At 70.2% G+C, this 25246-nt stretch carries 24 protein-coding genes and 1 pseudogene; 6 read left to right on the top strand and 19 right to left on the bottom strand.

Annotated features, from left to right (window positions below; all coding sequences use genetic code 11):
• Positions 1–71 precede the first annotated feature (71 nt).
• The gene (locus tag ACQ86G_RS16505; protein WP_431256355.1) at positions 72–1724 is read left to right on the top strand and encodes a DUF4832 domain-containing protein; all 1653 of its coding nucleotides are present in this window, start codon (positions 72–74) and stop codon (positions 1722–1724) included.
• Between the two features lie 90 nt (positions 1725–1814).
• On the opposite strand, the gene ACQ86G_RS16500 is transcribed toward ACQ86G_RS16505, so the two are convergent.
• Together ACQ86G_RS16500 and ACQ86G_RS16495 are read right to left on the bottom strand one after the other, a co-directional pair.
• Positions 1815–3161 carry a DUF6895 family protein gene (locus tag ACQ86G_RS16500; RefSeq protein ID WP_431256354.1) on the bottom strand — a complete coding sequence of 449 codons (1347 nt, stop codon included), beginning with the start codon at positions 3159–3161 and terminating at the stop codon, positions 1815–1817.
• A gap of 4 nt (positions 3162–3165) precedes the next feature.
• On the bottom strand, positions 3166–3396 hold the full coding sequence (locus ACQ86G_RS16495) for a hypothetical protein (RefSeq protein ID WP_377153175.1): 231 nt from the start codon (positions 3394–3396) through the stop codon (positions 3166–3168).
• A 391-nt stretch (positions 3397–3787) separates the two neighbouring features.
• Here ACQ86G_RS16495 and kdgD point away from each other — a divergent pair, with 391 nt between their 5' ends.
• The 5 genes and pseudogenes from kdgD to ACQ86G_RS16470 all read left to right on the top strand — a co-directional run bounded on the left by kdgD (position 3788) and on the right by ACQ86G_RS16470 (position 10182).
• Positions 3788–4702 carry a 5-dehydro-4-deoxyglucarate dehydratase gene (gene kdgD / locus ACQ86G_RS16490; protein ID WP_431256353.1) on the top strand — a complete coding sequence of 305 codons (915 nt, stop codon included), beginning with the start codon at positions 3788–3790 and terminating at the stop codon, positions 4700–4702.
• Positions 4703–4823: 121 nt separating this feature from the next.
• Positions 4824–6263 (top strand): aldehyde dehydrogenase family protein, encoded by a 1440-nt coding sequence (locus ACQ86G_RS16485; protein ID WP_431256352.1) that lies wholly within the window; start codon positions 4824–4826, stop codon positions 6261–6263.
• 97 nt (positions 6264–6360) lie between these two features.
• Entirely contained in the window at positions 6361–7716 is a 1356-nt protein-coding gene (locus ACQ86G_RS16480) for an MFS transporter (protein ID WP_431256351.1), read from the top strand.
• 79 nt (positions 7717–7795) lie between these two features.
• On the top strand, positions 7796–9373 hold the full coding sequence (gene garD, locus ACQ86G_RS16475) for a galactarate dehydratase (protein ID WP_431256350.1): 1578 nt from the start codon (positions 7796–7798) through the stop codon (positions 9371–9373).
• An 87-nt stretch (positions 9374–9460) separates the two neighbouring features.
• Positions 9461–10182: pseudogene (locus ACQ86G_RS16470) on the top strand (class I SAM-dependent methyltransferase).
• 4 nt (positions 10183–10186) lie between these two features.
• On the opposite strand, the gene ACQ86G_RS16465 reads toward ACQ86G_RS16470, so the two are convergent.
• The 17 genes from ACQ86G_RS16465 to ACQ86G_RS16385 form a co-directional block, all read right to left on the bottom strand.
• A complete protein-coding gene (locus ACQ86G_RS16465) occupies positions 10187–10690 on the bottom strand; it encodes a 4'-phosphopantetheinyl transferase family protein (RefSeq protein WP_431256349.1) in 504 nt (167 codons plus the stop codon).
• Between the two features lie 186 nt (positions 10691–10876).
• Positions 10877–11293: a hypothetical protein gene (locus tag ACQ86G_RS16460; RefSeq protein WP_431256348.1), complete on the bottom strand. Its 417-nt coding sequence runs from the start codon at positions 11291–11293 to the stop codon at positions 10877–10879.
• A 34-nt stretch (positions 11294–11327) separates the two neighbouring features.
• Entirely contained in the window at positions 11328–11594 is a 267-nt protein-coding gene (locus ACQ86G_RS16455) for a hypothetical protein (RefSeq protein ID WP_431256347.1), read from the bottom strand.
• The gene (locus ACQ86G_RS16450; RefSeq protein WP_431256346.1) at positions 11588–11770 is read right to left on the bottom strand and encodes a hypothetical protein; all 183 of its coding nucleotides are present in this window, start codon (positions 11768–11770) and stop codon (positions 11588–11590) included. Before ACQ86G_RS16450 ends, ACQ86G_RS16455 begins: the two co-directional genes overlap by 7 nt.
• 79 nt (positions 11771–11849) lie before the next feature.
• The gene (locus ACQ86G_RS16445; RefSeq protein WP_431256345.1) at positions 11850–13088 is read right to left on the bottom strand and encodes a beta-ketoacyl-ACP synthase; all 1239 of its coding nucleotides are present in this window, start codon (positions 13086–13088) and stop codon (positions 11850–11852) included.
• Positions 13030–13809 carry a 3-ketoacyl-ACP reductase FabG2 gene (locus ACQ86G_RS16440; RefSeq protein WP_431256344.1) on the bottom strand — a complete coding sequence of 260 codons (780 nt, stop codon included), beginning with the start codon at positions 13807–13809 and terminating at the stop codon, positions 13030–13032. Before ACQ86G_RS16440 ends, ACQ86G_RS16445 begins: the two co-directional genes overlap by 59 nt.
• Entirely contained in the window at positions 13806–14261 is a 456-nt protein-coding gene (locus tag ACQ86G_RS16435; RefSeq protein ID WP_431256343.1) for a 3-hydroxylacyl-ACP dehydratase, read from the bottom strand. The genes ACQ86G_RS16440 and ACQ86G_RS16435 overlap by 4 nt, the downstream gene beginning before the upstream one ends.
• Entirely contained in the window at positions 14254–15432 is a 1179-nt protein-coding gene (locus ACQ86G_RS16430; protein WP_431256342.1) for a beta-ketoacyl-ACP synthase, read from the bottom strand. The genes ACQ86G_RS16435 and ACQ86G_RS16430 overlap by 8 nt, the downstream gene beginning before the upstream one ends.
• Positions 15429–15998, bottom strand: a complete 570-nt coding sequence (locus ACQ86G_RS16425; RefSeq protein WP_431256341.1) for a DUF3261 domain-containing protein — start codon at positions 15996–15998, stop codon at positions 15429–15431. The genes ACQ86G_RS16430 and ACQ86G_RS16425 overlap by 4 nt, the downstream gene beginning before the upstream one ends.
• Complete coding sequence (locus tag ACQ86G_RS16420; protein WP_431261422.1) at positions 15995–17002, bottom strand: class I SAM-dependent methyltransferase; 1008 nt, start codon at positions 17000–17002, stop codon at positions 15995–15997. Before ACQ86G_RS16420 ends, ACQ86G_RS16425 begins: the two co-directional genes overlap by 4 nt.
• A gap of 60 nt (positions 17003–17062) precedes the next feature.
• Entirely contained in the window at positions 17063–19399 is a 2337-nt protein-coding gene (locus ACQ86G_RS16415; RefSeq protein ID WP_431256340.1) for an MMPL family transporter, read from the bottom strand.
• Entirely contained in the window at positions 19396–20067 is a 672-nt protein-coding gene (locus ACQ86G_RS16410) for an outer membrane lipoprotein carrier protein LolA (protein WP_431256339.1), read from the bottom strand. The genes ACQ86G_RS16415 and ACQ86G_RS16410 overlap by 4 nt, the downstream gene beginning before the upstream one ends.
• Positions 20064–20480, bottom strand: coding sequence for an acyl-CoA thioesterase (locus ACQ86G_RS16405; RefSeq protein ID WP_431256338.1), 417 nt, complete (start codon positions 20478–20480; stop codon positions 20064–20066). The genes ACQ86G_RS16410 and ACQ86G_RS16405 overlap by 4 nt, the downstream gene beginning before the upstream one ends.
• Positions 20473–22017, bottom strand: a complete 1545-nt coding sequence (locus ACQ86G_RS16400; protein WP_431256337.1) for an HAL/PAL/TAL family ammonia-lyase — start codon at positions 22015–22017, stop codon at positions 20473–20475. Before ACQ86G_RS16400 ends, ACQ86G_RS16405 begins: the two co-directional genes overlap by 8 nt.
• Positions 21980–22849, bottom strand: coding sequence for an acyltransferase (locus tag ACQ86G_RS16395; RefSeq protein ID WP_431256336.1), 870 nt, complete (start codon positions 22847–22849; stop codon positions 21980–21982). Before ACQ86G_RS16395 ends, ACQ86G_RS16400 begins: the two co-directional genes overlap by 38 nt.
• Positions 22850–22942: 93 nt before the next feature.
• Positions 22943–23674 (bottom strand): glycosyltransferase family 2 protein, encoded by a 732-nt coding sequence (locus tag ACQ86G_RS16390; protein WP_431256335.1) that lies wholly within the window; start codon positions 23672–23674, stop codon positions 22943–22945.
• Positions 23675–23682: 8 nt separating this feature from the next.
• On the bottom strand, positions 23683–25167 hold the full coding sequence (locus tag ACQ86G_RS16385; protein ID WP_431256334.1) for an AMP-binding protein: 1485 nt from the start codon (positions 25165–25167) through the stop codon (positions 23683–23685).
• Between the last annotated feature and the right edge of the window lie 79 nt (positions 25168–25246).

Below are 25246 nucleotides of genomic sequence, written 5' to 3'. Positions count from 1 at the left end.
TGCGCTCGGTAGCGGCGTTCCCGGCTTCTGCAGAAATACATTGGCAACAAACCAGCCAATGAGCCCCATCCATGCAGAAGCCACGCCTCCTCAGCCGTCCGTTCCTGGGCATGTCCCCGATCGCCGCGGCGTTCTCGATGGCCGTCCTCACGGCCTGCGGCGGCGGATCGGGGTCGAACGAGGCCTCCCCGCCGCCGGTGGCGACCACGCCGCCGACGACCGGTGCCAGTTCACCGACGGCACCGGAAACGCCGGCCACCCCAACCACACCGACGCCGACGACACCCACGACGCCCACGACGCCGACGGTCCCGAGTCCCCCGTCGACGCCGCCCCCTCCGGAAACGCCGACCACCACGCCGACACCGGCACCGGTGCCTCCGGCCGGGACCGACGATCCCCAGACGGTCGCCACCTTCACCGCGACCGACGCCGACCTTCCCAACCCCGAGCGCGGCTTCTACCGCTGGACCTGGGCCAACCTCGACACCTTCACCCGCGCCGACGCCGATGACGCCTACAAGGCCGGTTACCGGCTGCTGTTCTCCAAGCTGGACCTGTCGGCCTATCGCGGCTCGGACCTGACCCCGGCGCTGCTCGCGCAGGTCGAGACGGCGCTGGATCACGCGCGCGCCGCCGGCGTGAAGCTGGTGATCCGGGTCGTCTACAACTATCCCGAATCCGAGGTCGACTACCAGAACGCCAAGGACGCGCCGCTGTCGCGCGTGCTGGCGCACATCACGCAATTCAAGCCGGTCCTGCAGCGCAACGCCGACGTCATCGCCTTCATGCAGGCGGGCTTCATCGGCGCGTGGGGCGAGTGGCACACCTCCTCCAACAACCTGACCGCGGCCGCCAGCCGCAACCAGATCCGCGATGCGCTGCTGGCCGCGCTGCCGGCGAGCCGCTTCATCCAGCTGCGTTATCCGCCCTACGTGATGGACGGCACCCCGACACTGCCGAGCCTGGGCGCGGTGCTGACCGGCAGCCTGCGCGTCGGGGTGCACAACGACTGTTTCCTCGCCAGCAAGACGGACGTCGGCACCTACGACGACAACACGGCGACCGCGACGAAGCAGCGCGACTACGTCGACCAGCTGGGCGACCTCGCGCCGTTCGGCGGCGAGACGTGCAATCCGGCCGACGAAGCCGGCGCCGTGCCGCGCAGCCAGTGCGCCGACATCCTCGCCGAGGGTGCCCGCTACAACCTGACCTACCTCAACGACGAGTACTACCGCACGGCCTTCCACGACAAGTGGGTGCAAGGCGGCTGCATGGCCGACGTGCGCCGGAAGATGGGCTATCGCTTGGCGCTGGTGAAGGTGTCGCACGCGGCGTCGGTCACGCGGGGTCAGGCCTTGAGTGTCCGGCTGGACCTGCGCAACGACGGCTGGGCGCGCGTGTTCAATCCACGCGGCGTGCAGCTGGTGCTCAAGCATGCGACGAGCGGCGAGGTGCGCCGCATCGACGCCTCCGGCGCGGATCCGCGCACGTGGCTGCCGAGCGGCGTCGATCAGGCGGCGACGCTCTCGGCGTCCGTGCCAGCCGACCTGCCGGCCGGTCGTTATCAGGTCAGCGTGGCCTTGCCCGACGGCGACGCGCGTCTGGCCACCGACGCGCGATTCGCGATCCGTTGGGCGAATGCGGACAACGCCGCGGCGGGGCAACGCTGGGATGCCGCGCTGGGCGCGTTCTCGCTCGGGACCATCGTCGACGTGAAGTGATTTGGCTGCACGAGAGCTATCGTCGACTGCCTGGTCCGGCGGCCCTCACCCCAGCCTCTCCCGCCAGCGGGAGAGGGAAAGGATCGGCGATCAGCGCGAGGCCATCGCCTGCGCCTGCAGACGACCGATGGCCGTGATGCGCTGAAGGCGCCGCAGCGCCTGATGCGCCGACGGCCCGTCGCAGTCGTCGTGTTCGAGCGTGGCAGCCAGGGCTTCGCGCAGTCGCGGAATGTCGTTGGCCGAGGCCGCCCGGCGGAACCGGACGCTGAAGCACAGGGACGCCAACGCCTCGCGCTCGCGTTCTCCGAGCGCCACGAAGTCCCGCTGCCACCGAGGCACGCGCGGTCTGACCGGCAACCCGTCGAGCAGGTCACCGCCGGAGCGATGGCGCCTCTGCCGCGATGGTGCCGCGAGCAGCAGTTCCCGGGGCAGCGCCACGCTCGACTGCAGCGCGACAGCGCACAGCATGCCCATGACGAGATTGGCGTGATACGACGTGCGCATCACCACGTCCTCGTGGGTGAGACCGTGTCCGGACCGCGCCGCCCAACGCGCGTAGTCCGGGCCCGGCAGGAACGTCTGCTGGTCCTGAGACCTCGCCAGCACGTCGAAGGCGAAGACCGCCGCCGGGCTCCAAGGCTGGCGCAGCATCGGCCAGGTCCACAGCAGCTCGGCCGCCAGATCGAAGTTGTCCGCATCGAGCGCCGCCGCCAGTCCGGCCTCCGCTTCGGCGAGGATGTCCTCGACCGGTCGCGGCAGAGGCACCGGACGCCGCCCCATGTCGGAGGCGTACATCACCACGTGCGTGAACATGTAGAGGTCCAGCGTCAAGCAGCCCAGCACATCGAGCGGCCATCCGATGCATGTCGCGACCAGCAGCTCCTCATCGATGGGCTCGACGTCGACGCGCCCGCGCCGGATCTGGTCGAGCCAGGCGCATTCGAGCTGGTGATTGGGCAGGCGCTCCGGACCGCAGGCGTCCTCGCCGTCGAGGATGTCGTCGAGCAGCCGATCGAACGCCTCGTCCGGATAGCCGGCATCGCCGAGGAACAGATGCGCCGACGCATGCTCCAGCGCGCGGCCCGCATCGTTGCACAGGCGCTCGCGCACGCGCGCCCCGCGCGCCTGCGCCACGAGTTGCACCGCGAGCAACCGGGCCTCGACATCGAGCGTCTCGTCCTCGCCGCGCAGCGGTGCTGTCGTGCGCAGCAGCATCGCGGCCTCGCCGACGACCTTGCCGAGCACGAGCGCGGCGGGCCGATCCGCGCCGCCTTCAACCGGGGCCTCCTCCTCCGCGGCCACGGCCGCCTTCAAGGTTCTCCGGGCCAGGCGCACCGCGAGGTGCACACGGCCCAGCAGGTCGTCCCGACGCCGGGTCGCGACCGACCGCCTGCCAACCATCGGCCGGACCGGCAGCATCGAGACAACCGCGTTCATCTCGTCACTCGCGCAGCTGCGGGACGTTGCGCAGGATGTCGAGCTCCGGTCCCGGCCAGCCGCAGTTCCAGATGGCGTGGCGATTGATGATGGTGACCAGCGGCTCGCCCTGCAGCAGGGCGCGTTCGCCGAACTTGGCGAAGGTCGCGCTCACCGCGTCGATGTTGATGGCCTTGCTCTCGACGAGCGCTTCGATGACCTGCTGCTGGAAAGCGGTTCTCGCTTCGGTTCTCATGGCTGACTCCTTGGTAAAGCTGATAGGGCTGGTAAGGCCTGATGACTGCGTGGCTCATGCCGCGACGAGGCCCCTCAGACGGCCCCCGGCGCATCGGGAACAAAGCGGACTGCTTCCCCTCGATCGCCTACCGGTTGTAGATGCCGCTCCCGCGACCCACTACCCCTAGCTCTCCCCCTCTGAAGTGGTCCCTCCAACGGGCGCCCGCGAATGAGCGCCCACCGTTGGGGGACGCTGCGCGAAGAACGGTTAGGTGATTACCCGTAGTTGTACGACATCCCTCTTGAAGCGTGATGTCCTGCTCGCTACCATCCGCTCACGCTGGTACCGGTACCAATCCCGATGCGATGACGGGTTCCAGCGCTGTTGTAGCCACGGAGACAAGCCCCTCATGACCTCGCCCCAAGCCCTCAAAGAGACGATTTCCCACGGCCTGCTGTCGTTCCCGCTGACCGACTTCGACGCCCAGCTGAACTTCGCGCCCAAGCCCTACGCCGAGCGCCTCGAATGGCTGATGCCCTACGGCGCCACCGCCCTGTTCGCCGCCGGCGGCACGGGCGAGTTCTTCTCGCTCGAGCCCAAGGAATACAGCGACGTCATCCGCGTCGCCGTCGAGACCTGCAAGGGCCGCATGCCCATCATCGCGGGCGCCGGCGGCCCCACCCGCGTCGCCATCCAGTACGCGCAGGAAGCCGAACGCCTGGGCGCCCAGGGCATCCTGCTGCTGCCCCACTACCTGACCGAAGCGTCCCAGGAAGGCCTGGTCGCCCACGTCCAGGCCGTGTGCCGCAGCGTCAAGTTCGGCGTCATCGTCTACAACCGCGGCGCCTGCCGCCTGACGCCCGAATCGCTGCTCAAGCTCGCCGACACCTGCCCCAACCTGATCGGCTTCAAGGACGGCTTCGGCGACATCGAATCCTTCGTCTCCATCCGCCAGACCCTGGGCGACCGCTTCAGCTACCTGGGCGGCCTGCCCACCGCCGAAGTCTTCGCCGGCGCCTACCGCGCCATGGGCTGCCCGGTGTACTCGTCGGCCGTCTTCAACTTCATCCCGAAGACCGCCATCGATTTCTACAACGCCCACGCCGCCGGCGACACCGCGACGACGGACCGCCTGATCAAGGAGTTCTTCCTGCCCTACATCGCCCTGCGCAACAAGGGCCACGGCTACGCAGTCTCCATCGTCAAGGCCGGCGCCACCCTGATCGGCCACACCGCCGGTCCGGTGCGCCCGCCGCTGTCCGACCTCAAGCCCGCCGAGGTCGACGAGCTGGGCGCGCTGATCTCCAAGCTGGGCCCGCAGTAAGGCCCCAGCGACGCGCGCCGCCCGTCACGACAGCCGTCACGACGGCGCGCGTTTCCCCTCCCCTCGCCGCGCCCCCGATGGCGACAAGCGAAGCGCAGTCCAAGACAGAGAGCAGTCCGACATGTTCAAGAACCTCATCAACGGCGAGTGGGTCGACGGCCCCCGCGCTTCCCGCAACATCAATCCGAGCGACACGCGCGACGTGGTCGGCGAATACGCCCAGGCCGACGTCACGCAGACCCGCGCCGCGATCGCCGCCGCGCGCCACGCCTTCGGCAAGTGGAGCCTGGCCACGCCGCAGCAGCGCTTCGACGTGCTCGACGCCGCCGGCACTGAAATCCTCGCCCGCCGCGCCGAACTGGGCGACCTCCTCGCCCGCGAGGAAGGCAAGACGCTGCCCGAAGCGATCGGCGAAGTCGCCCGCGCCGGCAACATCTTCAAGTTCTTCGCCGGCGAGGCGCTGCGCGTCGGCGGTGAGGTCGTGCCGTCCGTGCGCCCCGGCGTCGGCGTCGAGGTGACGCGCGAGCCCATCGGCGTCGTCGGCCTGATCACGCCGTGGAACTTCCCGATCGCGATCCCCGCGTGGAAGATCGCGCCCGCCCTCGCCTTCGGCAACAGCGTCGTGCTCAAGCCTGCCGACCTGGTGCCCGGCTCGGCCTGGGCCCTCGCCGACATCCTCAAGCGCGCGGGCCTGCCCGACGGTGTCTTCAACCTCGTCATGGGCCGCGGCTCCGAGGTCGGCGCCGAACTGCTGGAGAACGCCGGCGTCGACGCCATCAGCTTCACCGGCAGCGTGGCCACCGGCCAGCGCGTCGCGGCGGCCTGCGTGGCGCGCGGTGCGAAGTTCCAGCTGGAGATGGGCGGCAAGAACCCGTTCGTGGTGCTGGACGACGCGGACCTGGACGTCGCCGTCGCGGCCGCGATCAACAGCGGCTTCTTCTCGACCGGCCAGCGCTGCACGGCGTCCTCGCGCCTGATCGTGACCGAAGGCATCCACGACCGTTTCGTCACCGCGATGGTCGAGCGCATGAAGACGCTGAAGGTCGACGACGCCCGCAAGACCGGCACCGACATCGGCCCAGTCGTCGACGAGCGCCAGCTCGCTCAGGACCTGGAGTACATCGCCATCGCCAAGGCCGAAGGCGCGACGCTCGCCGCCGGCGGTGAAGCGCTGGCCGGCAGCAGCGCGGGTGCGCCCGGCTTCTACCTGACGCCGGCGCTGTTCACCGAGACCGCCCCGGGCATGCGCATCAACCGCGAAGAGGTCTTCGGCCCGGTGGTCAGCGTGATCAAGGCGAAGGACTACGACGAGGCGCTGCATCTGGCCAACGACACGCCGTTCGGCCTGGCCACCGGCATCGCGACGACCTCGCTGAAGCACGCGACGCACTTCAAGCGCCACGCGCAGGCCGGCATGGTGATGGTCAACCTGCCGACGGCAGGCGTCGACTATCACGTGCCCTTCGGCGGTCGCAAGTCGTCGAGCTACGGCCCGCGCGAGCAGGGCCGCTACGCCGCGGAGTTCTACACGACGGTGAAGACGGCTTACACGCAGGCCTGACGACAGACTGGATCCCCAGCTGATTCCAAGCCCGACCCTGGGCTATTCCGACAAGGAAGCCGGCGCAGACCGGCCCTCGATACGATCCGGAGACAACATGCAGTTATCCCTTTCCTCCTCGGCCACGGCCGGCATCGGCCGCGCGCGCTTCGGCGTGCTGGCGATGATCTTCGCCGTGACCGTCCTGAACTACGCGGACCGCGCCACCGTCGGCGTCGCCGGCCCCGTCCTGTCCAAGGAACTGGGCATCGACTCGATCCAGATGGGCTTCATCTTCTCGGCCTTCAGCTGGTCCTACGTGCTGGGCCAGCTGCCCGGCGGCTGGCTGCTCGACAAGTTCGGCGCCAAGCAGGTCTACGCCTGGAGCATCCTGCTCTGGTCGCTGTTCACCATGCTGCAGGGCAGCGTGCACCACATGGGCATGGACGCCATGCTCTTCGGCCTGCCGCTGGCGGTGGCGTCGCTGTTCCTGATGCGCCTGATGGTCGGCCTGGCCGAGGCGCCCTCCTTCCCCGCCAACGGCCGCATGGTCGCCGCCTGGTTCCCGGTGAAGGAACGCGGCACGGCGTCGGCGATCTTCAACTCCGCGCAGTACTTCGCCACCGTGCTGTTCGCGCCCATCATGGCTTGGATCGTGCACGCGGTCGGCTGGTCCGAGGTCTTCTACTTCATGGGCGCGCTGGGCATCGTGATGAGCGTGGTGTGGATGCGCACCATGTACAACAGCCCGGCCGACCACCCGACCATCTCGGCCGCGGAGCGCGAGCACATCGAGTCCGGCGGCGCGCTACTGTCGGGCGACGGCAAGGCCAAGGCGGCGTCGGGCCCCAAGCTCGGCTACCTCAAGCAGCTGCTGGGCAACCGCATGCTGATGGGCGTCTACATCGCGCAGTACTGCGTGAACGTGCTCACCTATTTCTTCCTGACCTGGTTCCCGATCTACCTGGTCAAGGAACGCGGCATGTCGCTGCTCAACGCCGGCATCGTCGCGGCGCTGCCCGCGATCTGCGGCTTCGCCGGCGGCGTGCTGGGCGGCGTGATCTCCGACTGGCTGCTACGCCGCGGCCACTCGCTGACCTTCGCCCGCAAGGTGCCGATCGTCGTCGGCATGCTGCTGTCGACCTCGATGATCGCGTGCAATTACGTCGGCATCGAGGCGGTCGTCGTCGGCATCATGGCGCTCGCCTTCTTCGGCAAGGGCCTGGGCGCGCTGGGCTGGGCGGTGGTGTCGGACACCTCGCCCAAGGAGATCGCCGGCTTGTCGGGCGCGCTGTTCAACACCTTCGGCAACGTCGCCGGCATCGTGACGCCGATCGTGATCGGCTACATCGTGCAGACGACGCACTCGTTCAACGGCGCGCTGGTGTTCGTCGGCGCACATGCGCTGATCGCGGTGGCAAGCTACCTGCTCATCGTCGGCGAGATCAAGCGCGTCGAGCTGAAGCCCGTCTGAACGCCTGAATGCGAGGGCGCGGCGGACCGCGCCTTCGCTCCCCCCATTTCCCCAGGTTGAACCGACCCAGGACACGACCATGATCACCTCCCCGCTGACCATCCAGATGCACGAGGCCGACAACGTCGCCATCGTCGCCAACGACGGCGGACTGCCCGAAGGCACGGTGCTGCCTTCCGGGCTGGTGCTGCGCAACCAGGTGCCGCAGGGCCACAAGGTCGCGCTGGTCGACCTGCCGGCCGACACGGCGGTGCTGCGCTACAACGTCCCGATCGGCTACGCGCTGCAGGACATCCCGGCCGGCAGCTGGGTGCACGAGCGCCTGCTGCGCATGCCGCCGGCGCGCGAGCTCGAAGGCCTGCCGATGGCCACGGTGAAGGCGCCCGCGCTGGCGCCGCTGGAGGGCTACACCTTCGAGGGCTACCGCAACGCGGACGGCTCGGTGGGCACGCGCAACATCCTGGCGATCACGCAGACGGTGCAATGCGTGGCGGGGGTGGTGGAGTTCGCGGTGGACCGCATCAAGCGCGAGCTGCTGCCGAAGTACCCGAACGTCGACGACGTGGTCGGCCTCGCGCACACCTACGGCTGCGGCGTCGCGATCGACGCGCCGGACGCGGTGATCCCGATCCGCACGGTGCGCAACATCAGCCTCAACCCCAACTTCGGTGGCGAGGTGATGGTCGTCAGCCTGGGCTGCGAGAAGCTGCAGCCCGAGCGGCTGATGCCGCCGGGCGTGATCCCGATCGCGGACCAGCGCGGCCAGGGCATCGAGGGCGTCGCGCCCGAGGCGCTCGACGTCGTCTGCCTGCAGGACGCCAAGCACGTCGGCTTCATGTCGATGATCGATTCGGTGATGACGCAGGCGGCCTTCCACCTGGAGCGCCTGAACAGGCGCCGCCGCGAGACGGTGCCGGCGTCGGAACTGGTGGTCGGCGTGCAGTGCGGCGGCAGCGACGCGTTCTCGGGCGTGACCGCGAATCCGACGGTGGGCTACTGCGCCGACCTGCTGGTGCGCGCGGGCGCGACGGTGATGTTCAGCGAGAACACCGAGGTCCGCGACGGCATCGCGCAGCTGACCTCGCGGGCAAGCTCGGCCGACGTGGCCGAGGCGATGGTGCGCGAGATGGCCTGGTACGACGCGTACCTGGAGCGCGGCAGCGTCGACCGCAGCGCCAACACGACGCCGGGCAACAAGAAGGGCGGGCTGTCCAACATCGTCGAGAAGGCGATGGGCTCGATCGTGAAGAGCGGCAGCTCGGCGATCTCGGGCGTGCTGTCGCCGGGCAACAAGCTCACGCGCGACCAGCGCGGGCTCATCTACGCGGCGACGCCGGCCAGCGACTTCATCTGCGGCACGCTGCAACTGGCCGCGGGCATGAACCTGCACGTCTTCACGACCGGCCGCGGCACGCCCTACGGCCTGGCGGAATGCCCGGTGATCAAGGTGGCGACGCGCAGCGACCTGGCGCGCCGCTGGCACGACCTGATGGACATCAATGCCGGCCAGATCGCCGACGGCGAGAAGTCCATCCAGGAGATGGGCTGGGAGATGTTCCGGCTGATGCTGGACGTGGCGTCAGGCCGCAAGACCTGGGCGGAGCAGCACAAGCTGGCGAACGCGCTGGTGTTGTTCAATCCGGCGCCGGTGACCTGAGACGGAGATCACGCGGCAGAGATCACGCGGACATCGGCGCGTGGCCGCTATCATCGGCCGCTGCCGATCGCCCCTGACTCCTGTCCCATGACCACACCCCCGTCGACCCTGCCCGCCGCGCGCAAACCGGCCTTCGTGCCCGAGACGCGTTTCGGCCTCTGGTTCCTTTCGACGCCGACCTGGCGGGTCCACGTGCTGGGCCGCGCGCTCGACGATCTGCAGCGCCTCGCGCCGGACCTGCCCAAGGGCGGCGTCGCGCTCGACATCGGGACCGGCCAGGGGCATTCGCTGCCCGAGCTGGCCAGGCGCTTCCAGCCCAGCCAGATCCACGCGCTGGACCCCGAACCCGATTTCGCCGAGCGTTGCGCCGCCATGCGCGACGCCACCGCGGTCCCGGTGGCGCTGCACGACGCCCACGCCGAATCGATCCCGCTGCCCGACGCCTCCGTCGACCTCGTGCTCTGCCATCAGACGCTGCATCACATCGTCGACCAGGGCTCGGCCCTGTCCGAGGTCTTCCGCGTCCTGAAGCCGGGGGCTGCCTGCTGCTGGCCGAAAGCACGCGGGCCTACATCCACAGCTGGATCATCCGGCTGCTGTTCCGTCACCCGATGCACGTGCAGCGCAGCGCGCCGGAGTTCCTCGACATGCTGCGCGCGGCCGGCTTCGAGATCGACGAGCGGCGCGTCAGCACGCCCTACCTCTGGTGGAGCCGCAAGGACCTCGGCGCGCTGGAGTGGATGGGCTTCGGCGTGCCGGAAAAGCGCGAGGAAACGCTGCTCAACGTCGTCGCCCGCAAGCCGGGCTGAGGGCTCAGTCCGGCGCCACGCGCCGCGTCCGGCAGCGGCGCCAGGACAGCGCCGGCGACGAGACGATCGCTGGTGGCAGCGCCGGAACGACCGCCAGCGCCAGCATGAATCCGCCGTCCTCGGCGGTCGCGAGATCGCCGTCCGGATCGTCGTCGAAGGCCAGCGATCGCATCGCGGCGAAATCCAGGCCCGACTCGCGGGCCTTGAGCCAGGCCTCCTTGAGCGTCCAGAGCGTCAGGAAATGGCGCGCCCGCTCGTCGGGCGCCAGTGCGAGCAGCGCCTGCCGCTGCGCGGCGCCGTGCACCGTGCCGGCCACCGCCAAATGATCGCGGGGGCGGTCCAGCCGCTCGATGTCCACGCCCACGGGCAGCGCCGCGACGGCGCAGACGACGCGGTCGCCGCTGTGGCTCAGGGAGGCGAACACACCGCCCGGGTCAAGGACCCGGCAGGCGCCGCTCTCCGCCACGTCGAGCGCCGGCAGGCGATCGCTCCCGCGCCATCGTTGCACCGTCTGCCGGGCCAGCCACCGGCCGGCGAGAAGGTCTCGCGGCGCGCCGGCGTACCCAGGGCCGCCAGCCTCGCGCGCTCCGTGGCGGTGAGCCAGGACGCGGGCTCCGGCATGGCCGCCTGCAGCTCGGACAGCGTGGCGAGCTGGCACAGCAGGCTCATCGTTCGGCCCGGGCCCGCCGCGGACTCACTTGGCCGCCGTCAGGGCGCCCGCCTCGGTGGAGATGGCGCGGTTCAGGTTGGTGACCCAGGTGTTGTAGCCCGGGTGGATGAAGGGCGCGCCGTTCTTCAGCTCGTACTTCATGTTGATGCTGCCGACATACCGGATCTGGAAGCCGGTGGTGTCGTAGCTCACCGCCACCTCCACCTCGTGCTTGTTCTGCTTGTTGTACTTCAGGCGCAGCTTGCCGGGCTCCTCGCCGGCCACGGTCCATTCGTACTTGCTTCCGCCGCGCACGATCGCCTGCTTCATCTGTTCCGGATCCAGCGTCGTCGCGCCGGTCGCCACCGTCACGCGCTCGGGCTCGAGCAGCGCCACCGTGCCGCGCGCCTGCGCGACGCCGACCAGACTGGCCAGGATCAGGCCCGCAATCATCTTCTTCATGTCATTCCTCCCGTTCGGGTTCATTGAATCCGGCTCACTCGCCGATCTGCGCGTAGGTGCCCTTCAGCGCCACGCCGACGATGATCGCGCCGGCATGGCATTCGAAGGTGGTCGCGTTGCGGTACTCGTTCTTCTTGTAGTAGCTGACGATGTCGACGACCGCGTTCGCGCCTTCGCGCTTGGCGCTGTTCTGCAGGCTGATCAGCGCGCTGAGCGCCGCCCACTTGCAGCCGAACTCGTCGGTCTTGCCCACGCCGTTGGTCTTGGGATTGCTGACATCGGTCGAGAAACGCTTCAGCACGGGGGCGTGTCCTGGCCCGCGAGGAAGAACTTCATGTTCTTGTCCAGCTTGTTCTGCGCCTCGGGCATGGCCAGCACGTCCGCCAGCGGGATGTACAGCACGGTGTCGCGCGCGGACGCGGTCGTGGCGACGGCCATCGAGGCCAGCAGCACGGCGGCGGAAAGACGAAGCTTCATGAAGGATCTCCCGGTCAAAAAGGAATCGGTGGAGGAACGCGTCGCGCGCGGCGCCGATCGGCGCCGGCCCGACGGAGGATCAGTCCAGGCGACGCAGGATCAGCGAGGTGTTGATGCCGCCGAACGCGAAGTTGTTGGTCATCGCGAACTCGGTCTGCAACGCACGTCCTCCGCTGGTCACGTAGTCCAGCTCGCCGCAGCGCGGGTCCACGCGCTTGAGGTTGAGTGTCGGTGCAAACCAGCCCGCCCGCATCATCTCGAGCGTCATCCAGGTCTCGAGCGCGCCGCAGGCGCCCAGGGTGTGGCCCATGTAGCTCTTCAGCGACGAGATCGCCACGCCCGATCCGAACACGGCCTGCGTGCCCTGGCTCTCCGCGATGTCGCCCTGGTCGGTGCTGGTGCCGTGCGCGTTCACGTAGGGGATGGCCTGCGGCGGCAGGCCCGCGTCCTCCAGCGCCAGCCGCATCGCCTGCGCCATCGTGGCCGATTGCGGCTGCGTGACATGGGTGCCGTCGCAGTTGGTGCCGTAGCCGACGATCTCGCCCAGGATATGTGCGCCGCGCGCCTTCGCGTGCTCGTACTCCTCCAGCACGAAGGTGCAGGCGCCCTCGCCGAGCACCAGGCCGTCGCGGTCCGCGTCGAAGGGTCGGGGCGTGAGCCGCGGCTGGTCGTTGTATCGCGTGCTGGTCGCAAACAGCGTGTCGAAGACCGCCGCCTGCGTCGGATCCAGCTCCTCGGCGCCGCCGGCAAGCATCGCGACCTGACGGCCGCTCAGGATGGCCTCGTAGGCGTACCCCAGGCCCTGGCTGCCGGAGGTGCAGGCGCTGCTGGTCGTGATGATGCGGCCCGTGATACCGAAAAACACCGCGATGTTCACCGTCGCCGTGTGCGACATCATCTTCACGTAGGTGTTGGCGTTGATGCCTTCGATGCTCTTGGCAGACATCATCCGGCCAAAATCACCCACGGCGCTCGGCGTGCCGCTGGAGCTGCCGAAGCTCACGCCCAGCCTGCCGCTCGTGACCAGCGGGTCACCCAGCAGGCCGGCCTGGGCCAGCGCCATCTCGCTCGCGCGCGTGGCCATCTGGGCCACGCGTCCCATGCTGCGCATGCTCTTGCGGTTGTACCGGTCGGCCGGCAGTTCGAACGGCGCGCACGGCACGCCGACCTGGGTGTTGAGGCCCTCGTACTCGGCCCAGGCGGCCATGCGCTGGACCTTGTTGGTCTCGGCCCGCAGACTGTCCATCACCGTCTCGACGTCATGCCCCAGCGGTGACAGCGCTCCGACGCCGGTGATCACCACGCGTTTCCTGCTCATCCGACCATCCCCCGTTCACCGAAATCACCTGCCGCGTGATGTAGGCCGCGTCGGGCCCCATCAGGAAGCTCACCAGCGCCGCCACCTCGTCGGGCCTGCCCATCCGCTTGGCCGGGATGATCTTGAGCGCCTCCTCGAGCACGTGCGGGTCGACCATGTCGGTGTCGATCAGCCCGGGCGCCACGCAATTGACGGTGATCTGCCGACTCGCGAGTTCGACGGCCAGCGCCTTGGTCGCGCCGATGATGCCGGCCTTGGCGGCGCTGTAGTTGACCTGGCCCCGGTTGCCCATCAGGCCCGACACGGACGCCAGCGTCACGATGCGCCCCGGCGCCTTGCGGCGCACCAGCGGCATCGTCAACGGCTGCAGCACGTTGTAGAAGGCGTCGAGGTTGGTGTGGATGACGGCGTCCCAGTCCTCGCCGCTGAGCGCCGGGAAGGCGCCGTCGCGGGCGATGCCGGCGTTGCAGACGACGCCGTAGTAGCAGCCATGCGCCTCGACGTCGGCCAGCAGCGCGGCGGACGCGGCGTCGCGGTCCGCGACGTCGAACTGCAGCACCCGCGCCGCGCGGCCCAGGGCGCGGATCTCGGCCGCGGCCGCGTCGGCCTGCTCGCGGCCCTGCCGGCAATGCAGCACGAGGTCATGTCCGTCGCGCGCCAGCCGCAGCGCGATCGCGCGGCCAATGCCCCGGCTCGATCCTGTCACGAGCACTGTGCTCACGTCGTCTCTCCCTTCAAGAATTCGCTCGGATCTTCCGGCCCGAACACGTTGATCTGCGCGCTGGCCAGTTCGTCCCCGCCGCAGCGGATATGGCACTCGAACTGGCCAATGCCGTTGTCGGCCTGGTAGGTTCGCCGGATCTCGACCTGCAGCCGCTGCCCCGCGACGAAGCGCGGCACGCTGCGATAACGTCGCGTGCCCAGCAGGAAACCGATCCGCGGAGACAAGCCGCGCTGCCGGCCTACCCACCCCGCCCAGGCGGCCACCGCCTGCGCCATGTACTCGACGCCCACCCAGGCACCGACCTCGCCGTCGCGGCTGAACATGTCGCGGTCGCCGACCACGACCTCGGCCACCAGGCGTTCGTCCTCGGCGGCGACGAGGCGGTCGAGCAGGCACATCGGCCCCTTATGGGGCATCAGTTCGGCGATGGGCGGCAAGGTCTCAGCCATGGCTCAGGATCAGCGACGCATTGTTGCCGCCGAAGGCGAAGGAATTGCTCATCACATGCCGCGGCGGTCGCGCCAGGCGCTGGCCCGGCCGCACCAGCGAGATCGCCGGCAGGTCGGCATCCCGGCCGCCATCGACATGGTGCACCGGCAGCCGCCCGTCGCCGGCGACGGTCAGCCAGGCGATCGCGGCCTCGATGGCGCCGGCCGCGCCGAGCGCATGGCCGGTCAGCGGCTTCGTCGACGAACACGGCAGGTCCAGCCCGAACAGTTCGGCGACGGCACGGCTCTCCATGGCATCGTTCTGTGGCGTCGCGGTGCCGTGCAGGTTCAGGTAGTCGATGTCACCGGGGGTCAGGCCCGCACGGTCGAGCGCCGCGCGCATCGCGGCCAGCGCGCCGCGGCCGGTCGGCTCGGGCGCCGAGATGTGATGGGCGTCGGAACTCTCGCCATATCCCGACAGGCGCACCGCCGACGGTGCGCGGTCCAGCAGGAACAACGCCGCCCCTTCGCCGATGTTGATGCCCGAGCGCGCAGCGCCCATGGGGCGGCAGCGCGCCGCGTCCACCGACTCCAGCGCGGTGAAGCCCGCGACCGTCATGCCGCACAGCGCATCCACGCCACCGACCAGCATTGCGTCGCACAGGCCGGCCTTGATCAGGCGCGCGCCGCTGGCCAGCGCCTTCGCGCCCGACGAGCAGGCAGTCGACACCACGTAGCAGGGACCACCCAGGCCCAGCAACCCGGCCAGCGCCGCGGCCGGGGAACCGAGTTCCTGCTGGCCGACGTGGAAGTCCGCGGGCAAAGCGCCCTCGCGTTCGAAGGCGGCGATCGCGGTTTCGCTCTCGCCGATGCCCGAGGTGCTCGTCCCCAGCACCACGCCGATGCGTCCGGCGCCATGGCGGGCGATCGCCGCGTCCACGTCGCCGCGCACCTGCGCAAGCGCCGCGAGCAGCAGCGCGTTGTTGCGGCTGCGCGCCTCGATCGGCAGATGCGTCACCGACGGCAACTCGCCGCGCACGGCGCCCAGATGCAACGCATGGCCGGGCCAGACCGTCGTGTTCTCCGCGACGCCGGACGGCGCGGCCGCGAACACGGCCTCGCGCAATTCGTCCAGGGTATGGCCCGCCGCGCAGATGACGCCGGGGGGATGCAGGTACAGCGCGTCGCTCATGGGGTCTCCAGCGGCTGCGATTCGATCACCAATCGATAACCTTCGCTCGGATTGACGATCTCAACCGTCCCGGCGTCGGGCCGGCGCACGGACAGCCGCAAGGACCCGACCTCGCGCAGTTCCCAGCCGCCCTCGCTCCCGGTCCAGGTCCAGCCGGGCGGCAGCGCCGCCCGCACGGCCTCGGCCGGCCAGAAGACCAGGCAGAGGTCGCGCAGCATGCGATCGGTGTCGACCTCGGCCGGCAGATAAGGCGAGCGCTGCACCTGCAGCGACCGGCCGTCCCATTGCATCAGCAGCACACGCTGGCCGAACGCAAAGCCGGCCAGAAGCAGGCCGTCCGCATCAAGCTGGAGCTGCACCTCCACCTGCTGCGGCCGCGCGTCCGGCCGGTCCAGCCGGTAGACGGACAGGCGCTGGCTCAGGGCATGGCGCACCGCCCCCAGCGCGGATGGCGGCACGCGCAGCGGCGGCAGCGCGACGGCGACGACCGCCGGCCGCGGCGACGCGCATCCCACCAGCGCCGTACCCGCGAGCACGGCCAGTGCCAGGACCTCGCGCCGCTTCATGCCCGCACCAACCTCAGCAGGCTGTGGCAGTAGCCGATGCCGTCGCGCACGGTCTGCAGGCGCAGGCCGGCGGCCTCGGCCAGGCGGATGTAGTCGGTGCTCTCGTAGACCTTGCTGTTGCCGCTGGCCATCGCCGCGAAATACGGCGAGGTGTTGATCAGGCAGAAGGCCGCGATGTCGTAGCGCTGACGGTCCCAGAAGGTGTCCATCACCAGCACCTGGCCGTTCGCGGCCAGCGCCGCATGCACGCGGCGGAAGATGCTCGCGATCTGCGCCTCGCCGAAGCAGCTCAGGAACTGGCTCATCCAGACCAGGTCCATGCCGGCGGGCAGCGCCGCGTCGTCGTCGAGCAGGTCGCGCGCATGCAGCTGCGCGCGGTCGCGCAGGCCGGCGGCCGCCAGATTGGTGTCGGCCATCGCCAGCTGCGGTGCCAGGTCGACCAGGTGCAGCTCCACGCGCGGGTCGTGGGCCAGTGCGGCCAGGCTGAACTTGCCGGTGTTGGCGCCGATGTCCATCAGCCGGCGCGGCGCCGTGGCGAAGACGTCGGGCAGGATGTCCGGGAACGAGGTGTCCGAGTAATGGTGGTCGAAGGCGAACCAGCTCGATTTCGCCGGCTCGGGCAGTTGGGACAGCGCCGGATAGATGCTGGGCCAGTCGCCCAGGTGCGCCAGGCCCAGCGGTTTGCCGGCGTCGAGCGAGCGCTCGAGTTCGAACAGCCCCTGGTAGCAGACGTCGTGCACGAAGTCGAAGTTGATGCGCGTGATCTCGTCCGAGATCAGGCAGAAGCCCGCCTTGTCCAACTGCCAGCGGCCGTTCTCGATCAGCACCACGCCCGCGGACAGGCAGGACTCCAGCGCGAGCTTGAGCGCATAGCGGTGCCAGCGGCCGGTGGCCTCCAGCGCGTCCATGGTGACGCCCTGCTCGCCGGCGTCCGCCAGCGCCTGCAGCATGCCGCGCTTCCACGCGTACCGGACGCAGTGGAAGACCACCGGACCGAAGGCGATCTTCTGAGCCTCGAAGCGGGCATCGAAGGCGCGCTGCTTGGGGGCGAGAACTTCTTGGTCTCAATCATGGTCGGGCATGAAGAAGGGGGTGAACAGCCAGGCCAGGAAGACCCCGAACAGCAGGGTCAGCCCGAAGGCACGCAGGGCCGGCGTGCCGGACAGGGCCAGCAAGCCGAAGGACAGCAGCGTGGACGCCGCGGCGAGCGTGACGGACAGGAAGGGCTGGGTGGCCCGCCGGTCCGGCTGCTCGAGCATGAAGATGCCGTAATCGACGCCGAGTCCCAGCAGGATCAGCAGCGGCAGGATATGGAAGAGCTGCAGCACCTGGCCGGATAGCGCCAGCAAGGCCACGGTGAGCACGCTGGCCAGTGCCGTGGGCGCCAGTGCGCGCCAGGCACGGCGGCCGAAGCGCCAGGCCAGCGCCGCCCAGGTGAGCGCGAAGCCGGCCACCAGCACGACGGACATCAGCGCGCGGTAACGGCCGAGCAGTCCGCTGATCTCGCCGACCTTGTCGACCCAGGTGACACCGTCGAGCCGCAACGCGGCCAGCGCCTCGCGAGTCTCGCGCGATTCCGCGCCGCGCAGCAGTACCGCCGTCGCGGGACCGGCGCCCAGGCGCCCCAGCCATTGCGCCCGCAGCGGCTCGCTCGCCGGACTCGCCAGCCAGGCCGACGGTGTCAGCTCGGTGGCGGTCGCGTCGGCGTTGGCGTTGGCGTTGGCGTTGGCGTTCGGGATGGTGGCGGTCGAGCCGGGTTCGATGGCCTGGTCGAGCCGCTTCTCGAGTTCGGGCCGCAGTTCGGCCAGCCGGCGCGCGGCCAGATCCCGGTCCTCGCGCTGACGGCGCAGCGAGGGCAACCAGTCGCTGACCGCCTGCACGCCCAGGCCGAGCCCGTGCAGGCGCGCCGTCAGCGCTTCTTCACGTTCGAGCAGCTCCTGTTCGGTCGCACCCTGCACGACGAAGAACTGCGCCACGCCCGGCGCCTGCATGAGCCGCGCGAACTCGCGCTGCTGCTCGATCAGCGCAGGCGGTGCGGACTGCAGCTGGCGGATGTCGTCGTCCACGCGCAGCCGGGCGGCGCCGGCCGCGACCAGCAACAGCGCGACGAGGCCGAGCACCGTCAAACCGCGACGGCCCAGGCAGGGCCACAGCGCGCGTCGCGAGCCGAGCCACTCGGCAAAGCGCGTCTGTGCCATGCGGCCCTGCCCGTCCATCAGCGGGAACCACCAGAGCACCGTCACGAAGGCGGCCACCAGGCCGACGCCGGAGAACACCGCCACCTGGCGCAGTCCCGGGAACGGCGGCAGTGCCAGCAGCCCGTAACCGATCACGGTGGTGGCCATCGCCAGGCTGACGACGGGGATCTGGCGCGCCAGCATGGTCCAGCGCTCATTCGGGGCCAGGCCTTGCCGGGCGCTGAAGTAGTTGGTGCCGTAGTTCTCCGCCACGCCCAGCAGGCTGACGCCGAACACCAGCGTCACCAGGTGCAGTTCGCCGAACCAGAGCAGTGTCACCGAGGTGGCCACCAGCAGGCCCACTGCCATCGACAGCGTCACCAGCAGCCGCGGCCGGAGCGAACGGAAGGCCAGCAGGGTCAGCGCGACGATGCCCAGCAGCGACCCCAGACCGATGGTGTGGATCTCGCGCTCCGCCTGGTCCGAGGCGGCGGCGGCGAACAGCGGCACACCGGCCTGCAGCACGTCCGCGCCGCCGGTCTGCGCGGCGCGTGTGGCGGCCGCCAGCCGCGGCAGCACTGCGCGCACGGCGCCGATCTCGAAGCCCGAACCGGGCAACTCGATCAGCACCAGGGCGTAATGCCGCTGCGGTGCGGCGGCATCGGTCAGCATCAGCCGGCCGTCCTGCACACGCACCCGGCTGCCCTGACCGCGTTCGGACAGCCACAGGCCGAAGAGATTGAGCGGATCGTCTGCCCACCGACCGATCCTCGGACCGGCCACCGGCTGATAGAGAGCGGCAAGCGCCTGGTCCGCGAGCGCCGCCGTCGGCGCCGCCGTCAGCCGCGCGCGCGTCTCCGAGCTCAGCAGGCCCCGACTCACCGGGGCGTAGAGATCCAGCCAGGCCTGCTGGTCCGCGTCGGCCACGCGATGGCGCGCGGGCACGTCGCCCAGCGCCTGGAGAAAAGCATCGGCCGCCGCCTGGGCCTGCGCCCAGTCGCCGCCGCCGATGAGCACGGTGACGCGGCGCGAGCCCGCGTCGGCCAGCGCCTGGGTCGCCTGCGTCGCCAGTGGTCGCTGCTCGTCGGTGGGCAACATCGCCAGCAGGTCGGTGACCGGCGCGTGCCGCTGCACGCCCCAATACCAGGCGTTGTGGCCCACGCAGGCGAGCACCACCACGAGCCACAGGCCCGCGAGACGCCGGGTGATGCGCTCCAGGTTCACTGGAACAGGCCGGGTTCGGGCGCGACGTCGGGCCGCAGGTTGACGAGCTCAATGAGGCTCTCGTCGCCGTTGGCCTCGAAGAGCTGGATGCGGCGCACGAAGCTGTCGCCCTCCAGATCGACCTTGCGCAGCACTTGGCGCAGCGCGCCCGGCTTGGGCGTCAGCGCGAGCTGCCAGCTCGCGCCCTTCACGGCGCCGTCGAGCTCGAACAGTTCGCCCAGGCCGCTGACGTCGCCGTTGAGCAGCGAGAACATCAGCGAGTTGATCACGCGCACCACCGGCTCGCGCGCGGCCTCGAGCCGCATCGCGGTCTGGCCGCCCTGCGTGGCGCGGATCTCGTCGCGCGTCAGGCGCAGTTCGCTGGCGAAGGGCTTGACAGTGCGCCACAGCACGCCGCGTCCGCGCGCCAGCACGAAGTCGCCGCGCGACAGCAGCGGCTTGGCGAAGCCGGCCACCTTCTTGGTCTGAGTGAACTCGCCGCGCAGCCATTCAGGCTGGCGCAACCGCTCGCGCACGGCCTGCGCCAAATCCGCCGGCGCGGCGGCGGCCGGACCGGACAGCCCTCCGCCCAGCGCCAGCGCCATCGTCAACGACGGCGCCACCGCCGCGGTCAGCCGCGCGGCCAGCGGAGCGACGACGGGCGCGATCAACAGGGCGCGGCGCTTCATGCGGGCTCCACGCCGAGCTTCTCCCACAGCACCTGCGGGCACACGTACTGCATCTCGCGCCGCGCGATGCTGTAGGCGACCTGGATGGTGTAGGCCTTGTTGATCGTCTTGCCGCTCTCGACGTCGCGGATCACGTACTCGATCTTGAGACGGTTCTCCCACTCGACGATCTCGGCACGCACGACGACGCGCCGGCCGTAGGGGAGCATGTCCACGTACTTGAGCCGCATGTCCACGACCGGCCAGGCGTAACCCGACGCCCGCATGCGCGGGTAGTCATAGTCGAAGCGGGCCAGCAGAGCCTCGCGCGCCAGCTCCATGTACTTGACGTAGTTCCCGTGCCAGACGATGTCCATCGGGTCCAGGTCATGGAAGGCCGGGCTGAGTTCGATCTCGTGCCACAGCTCAGCCATAGAGGCTCCACCGCCGCTCGCGGATGGACTCGATCAGGCCGCGCAGCTCGCGATCCAGCGCGCGGTCCTCGACGATCAGCGGCAGGCGTTCCGACAGGTCGGCCTGCATCGCGCCGAGCGCTGGCGTCAGCGCCAGCGGCGTCTGCTGGTCGCGCAGCGCCAGACCCTGGCGCGCGGCGATCAGCAGCCCGGCGGCGACCTGTTCGGTCAGCTCCAGCACCCGCATCGCGTCGCGCGCGGCGATCGTGCCCATGCTCACCTTGTCCTGGTTGTGGCACTCGGTGGAGCGGCTGAAGACCGAGGCCGGCATGGTCTGCTTCAGGGCCTCGGCGGTCCAGGCCGAGACGCTGATCTGCAGCGCCTTCAGGCCGTGGTTGATGGACGCGCGTTCGCCGCGGGCGCCGGACAGGTTGGCCGGCAGGCCATGGTTGTAGCGGGCGTCCACCAGCAGCGCGAGCTGGCGGTCCATCAGGTCGGCCAGATTGGCCACCGCCGTCTTCAGCGTGTCCATCGCCATCGCGATGTGGCCGCCGTAGAAGTGGCCGCCGTGCAATACGCGTTCGCCCTCGGGGTCGATCAGCGGGTTGTCGTTGGCGCTGTTGAGCTCGTTCTCGATCAGCTGGCGCAGCCAGGGCAAGGCATCCTCGAGCACGCCGATCACGTGCGGCGCGCAGCGCAGCGAGTAGCGGTCCTGCAGGCGCTCGTCGTTGCGCGACGGACGCTCGCTCGCCAGGTCGCCGCGCAGCCGCTCGGCCACGCGCTGCTGGCCTGCATGCGGCTTGGCCGCGAACAGCATCTCGTCGAAGTGGTGCGCGTTGCCGGCGCTGGCGACCACGTTCATCGCCGTGAGCCGGGTCGCGATCCGGGCGAGGTACTCGGCCCGCTCGAAGGCCAGGCAGGCCAGCCCCGTCATGACGGCCGTGCCGTTCATGATCGCCAGTCCTTCCTTCGGACGCAGCCGCAGCGGCGTCGCGCCGACGGCCCGCAACGCATCGGCCGCCGGCATCGTCTCGCCGTTGACGCTGACCTCGCGCTCGCCGCACAGCGCGGCGGCCAGGTAGGACAGCGGCGTGAGGTCGCCGCTGGCGCCGACCGATCCCTCGCTCGGGATCAGCGGCAGGATGTCGTGGCGCAGCAGGGTCTCGATCTGGCGCAGCAGATCCAGGCTCACGCCCGACATGCCCTGGCACAGCGAGGCCAGGCGCGCGCCCAGCACCGCGCGCGTCTGCGCCGGGTTCAGCAGCGCGCCGGCACCAATGCCGTGGTAGGTGTAGAGGTGGTGCGGCAGCTCGGGCACCAACGACGGCGGCACGGCCACGGTGCAGGAATCGCCGTAGCCCGTCGTGACACCGTAGATGACGCCGTCTTCGGCGAGCAGCCGGGCGACGAAGTTCGCGCCGGCCTCGATGCGCGCCTGGAACGGCGCGGAGCGGCCGAGCTCGGCCGAGGCCTCGCGCCGCGCGAGGGCGGCGATGTCCTCGATGCGCAGGCGTCGACCGTCAAACGTGATGGGCGGCATGGGGGTCATGGGCGTCATGGGGGACCTGGTCCCAGAAGGCGTAGAAGTTGAACCAGTCATGGGGCGAGCGCCGCAGTCGTTCGGTCAAGGCGTCGGCGAAGCGGCGCGCGTGGGCCGCCATCGCCGCCTCGCGCGAACGGCGCGGCAGATGGACCACCTCGGCCAGTTGCTCGAACTCGAGTGCGTAGCCCTCGCCTTCGTGCAGGCTGAGCATGAGGAACAGCGGGCAGCCCAGCAGGCCGGCGATCAGGTAGGGCCCGACGGGGAAGTCGGCGTCGTCGCCGAGGAAGGGCACGCGCACCGTCTTGCTGCCGCGTACCGGCACGCGGTCGCCGGCGATCGCCAGGAACTCGCCGGCCGCGACCTTGGCCGCGAGATGGAGCGTCAGCGCCATGTCCAGGTCGGTGACCTCGATCAGGTCGACACGGGCCTGCGGGCGCAGCCGGCGCAGGATGCGGTTGAAGGCCTCGGCATGCCGGGTGTGCACCAGCACGTTGACCTTGAAGTCGGGGCGCTGTTCCGCCAGCGCCTGGCACAGCTCGAGGCAGCCCATGTGCGCCGTCACCAGCACCGCACCCTGCCCGGACTTCACCTGCTGGTGCAGTGCCTCGGCGCCGCGCTCCTTCACGCGTTCCATGGGATAACGACCGGCCATCGCCAGCAGCTTGTCGAGCATGGTCTCGGCGAACAGGCGCACGTGCGCAAGACCGTCGCGCCAGCCCGCGCCGGGCCGCACGCGGCGCAGATAACCCAGGCTGTGCGCGCGCAACGAGGGCCGCGCCAGCCAGTAGGTCAGCACCACCGGCCACAGCAGCACGCGGAAGACGGTCCGGCCCATCAGGCGATGCACGCCGAAGAGTAGCCAGATACCGGCCACTGAAGGTGCTCTCGCCCATGGCGGCCCAATGTCGGGGTCGCCGGGCCGGCCCGCTCTGGCCCGTCGTCATGCCGCCCACCGCCGCCACAGCATCGCGGGGGCGCGCCGCAGCATGCCGAAGAAGAGCCGCGTGTGCATCGTTGAGATCAGCACGTTGTCGCGCCAGACGCGGAAGTGCGAGACGCCGTCCTCGGGGTAGCGCACGCGCGTAGGCTGGTTGATCACCGGCACAGCGGCCCAGACCAGACGTACCGCGATCTCGACGTCGAAATCCATGCGTCGCCCGATGCGCGCGCCCTCCAGCACCGCGACAGTCGGCGCCAGCGGATAGATCCGGAAGCCGCACATCGAGTCGCGCACCGCGAAGGACAGCGTATTGATCCAGACCCAGACATGCGTGGCGTAGCGTCCGTAGAGCCGGCCCTTGGGCACGCTCGCATCGTAGACCGGGCAGCCGCAGACGAAGTGCCCGGGATGGGCACGCGCCTGCGCGACGAAGGTGGGCACGTCGGCGGTGTCGTGCTGGCCGTCGGCGTCGATCTGCAGCGCATGGCTCCAGCCCAGCGTGCGCGCGTGGCGCAGTCCGGCCATCACCGCCCCGCCCTTTCCCTGGTTCTCGGGCAGGCGCAGCAGCGCGATGCCGGGCTCGGTCGCGAGCCGGTCCAGCGCCTGCGCACAGCCGGGCTCGCTGCCGTCGTCGACCAGCAGCACCGGCAGGCCGTGCGACCGCAGCGCGCGCGCGACGCCCGCGACCGGTACGGCATGGTTGTAGACCGGGATGACGGCACCGAGTGTCATGGCGGGGTTCATGCGGCCGGGACCTCGCCGAACTGCACCCGTCCACTGGCATGCGGGCCGAGCGCGGACTGGTAGCGGAAGCCGAGGCGCCCCGCCTGCCACTCGAGCGTGAGCGTCAGGCGCGTGCCGGGCACGACGACGCGCTGGAACTTGAGCGCCTCCACGCCGGTGAATTCGCCGTCGATGTCGAAGCATTCCCGTCCGAACAGCAACGCCCAGTCGAGCTGGGCCACGCCGGGCAGCACCGGATGCTCGGGGAAATGCCCCTCGAACTGGGGCAACGTGGGCTCCACCAGCAGCGTCAGTTCCACCTTGCCGCCGTCTCGCGCGAGGGTCCGGACCGGCGGACGGCGCGGGTCGAATTCCGCCTGCAGACGAGTCTGCGTAGATTTGCCTTGCGGGTTGCGCGGCAGCTCGGGCAAGAAGCGCCAGCGGCGCGGCAGGGACGGCCGCTCCACCACGTCGAGCAGTTGCGTGCGCAGCGCCTCGGCCAGCGCACGGCGACCCTCGCGGTCGAGTAGTTCCCAACCCTCGGCACTGGGCACGGCCACCACGCCGATCTGGGCGCGAGACTCGTCCAGCATCACCAGGCACAAGGCCGTCAGCAGTCCGCCCTGCAGCAGACAGGTTTCCAGCGCCTGCAGGGACACGCGCTTCTCGGCGATCTTGACGAGACGGTCGGCCCGGCCGCGCAGCTCGAAGCCGCCGTCCACCGCGACGGCTCGGTCCGCGCCGGTCGTCCAGTCGGAGGTCGGCAGGTGAGGCGACCGGACGGCGAGTTGTCCATCGTCGATGCGCCAGTCCACACCGGGCAATGCCTGCCAGCAGGTCGGGCTTCCCGGATCTCGGCGGCGCCACGCGACGCCGCCGGTCTCCGTGCTGCCGTAGACCTCGACCGGCGCACGACCGAAGACGCGCAGCGCCTCCGGGACGGCGGCATCGGGCAACGGCGCGCCAGAGCTGAACACATGCTCCACCCGCGTGGCGGCAGCCGGCGCCTCCACCGGCAGGCGGCTCAGATGGGTGGGGCTGGCGATCAGGACGGCCCTTTCACCGTCAGGCAGCAAGGCGGCCAGGTCTTCGAGGTACACGAGGCTGCGGGCCTGCGGAGACCGTCCGGTGGCCAACGGCCACAACACGCGGAACAGCAGCCCGTACACGTGCTGCGCCGACACGCTCGCGATCACGGTGCCGCCGGGGCTCGCGCCACTGAACGCCTGCTCCAGCGCATCGATCTCGTCGAAGAGCTGGCGCAGGCGCTTGGGACAGGCCTCGGGCGCACCCGTCGAACCGGACGTGAAAACGACCAGGCCTTCGACCTCCGGATCCAGCGGCGCGCCGGCCAGGGGGCGATGGCATCGCCGGCCTGAACCCGCGGCAGGTCCGGGATGCCCGCGCCGTCCCCGGCCCAGCCGGACACCTGGCGACGCAGCGCCGACTGCGTCGCCGCGGTCAGGTCCCCCGGCAGCCAGGCCTGCTTGCCCGCCTGCCACAGCCCGAGCAGCGCTGCGGCGAACTCGATGCTGTCGGTGAAGAAGAGCACGAAGCACAATCCTGCCGCCTGCTCGAAGG

It is taken from the genome of Roseateles chitinivorans (assembly GCF_050632145.1).
In the GTDB taxonomy this organism is placed as follows: Bacteria; Pseudomonadota; Gammaproteobacteria; order Burkholderiales; family Burkholderiaceae_C; genus Roseateles; species Roseateles chitinivorans_B.
This window is presented reverse-complemented; position numbering and strand designations above follow the sequence as displayed.